Origin of the sequence: Adlercreutzia sp. ZJ141, assembly GCF_011038965.1 — a bacterium.
Lineage (GTDB): Bacteria > Actinomycetota > Coriobacteriia > Coriobacteriales > Eggerthellaceae > ZJ141.
In genome coordinates this window covers 1-941 of sequence record NZ_JAAKEB010000055.1, presented here as the reverse complement: position 1 = coordinate 941, position 941 = coordinate 1, and the positions used below count along the sequence as shown (strand labels likewise).

Genomic DNA, 941 nt, shown 5'->3' with positions numbered 1-941 from the left:
GGATACTGCGGGTACAGCAGGTGCGGCAGCCAGCAAGCCGCCAAAGCGCCGCCGCATCCGCGCGTCCGCGTCGCCCGACGCAGACGCCATCCGCGATCTCATATCGAAGAAATGTCTCGATTTACAGGAGCGCTTCGGCTTGTCCACGCGCGAACGAGAAGTTGCCGAACTCATCGCACGCGGGAACTCCGTGGCGGCCATAGCCGAGCGATTGGTGATATCCGAAAACACCGTGCGCACGCATGCGAAGCACATCTACGCGAAGCTCGACATACACAAACGCCAAGAGCTGCTCGATCTGCTGGGGTAATGGAAACAGCGGCGCGCTTATACTTCGTGTCTCTCACGCAGCCACAGGCCCGTTTTGCCGCCGTCTTTCTTCAACAGGCGCACATCGGTTATTTCCATACCGCGGTCAACCGCCTTGCACATGTCGTACACGGTCAGGCACGCCACGCTTGCTGCGGTGAGTGCTTCCATCTCGATGCCAGTTTTACCCGTAACGCCGCAGGTAGTGGTGATGTGAATACCCACGCAGCCGTCGGCGCGCTCGCCGGCAAACACTGGCGAACATTCCACTTTCGCCTTCGTGATATTCAGCGGATGACACATCGGAATCAAGCTGCTTGTCTGCTTCGCCGCCATCACGCCTGCCACGCGCGCACATGCCAACACGTCGCCTTTTTTCGCGGTACCACCCGCGATCATCTCAAGCGTTTCAGGTTGCATGGAAATGAAGCCTTCGGCCACAGCAACGCGCTCGGTGTCGGCCTTTTGCGACACGTCCACCATGCGAACATCACCTTTTTCGTCGATATGTGTCAACTGCCGGTCAGTCATGGGGCTTCCCTTCCGTCATTCGATTCAAACAGCGCAGTTTACGTGCAGGTATCGTAAACAAGCATGCTGCAAACGCGCAAGCAATATCTATGCTATACTAC

2 protein-coding genes are annotated in these 941 nt (G+C 57.5%); one reads left to right on the top strand and one right to left on the bottom strand.

Going from position 1 to position 941, the window contains the following annotated elements; translation table 11 throughout:
* A partial coding sequence (locus G7Y44_RS10295; RefSeq protein WP_165249677.1) for a response regulator transcription factor occupies positions 1 to 310 on the top strand: 310 nt, incomplete at its 5' end.
* Positions 311 to 327: 17 nt separating this feature from the next.
* On the opposite strand, the gene moaC is transcribed toward G7Y44_RS10295, so the two are convergent.
* Complete coding sequence (gene moaC / locus G7Y44_RS10290; protein WP_165045060.1) at positions 328 to 840, bottom strand: cyclic pyranopterin monophosphate synthase MoaC; 513 nt, start codon at positions 838 to 840, stop codon at positions 328 to 330.
* Between the last annotated feature and the right edge of the window lie 101 nt (positions 841 to 941).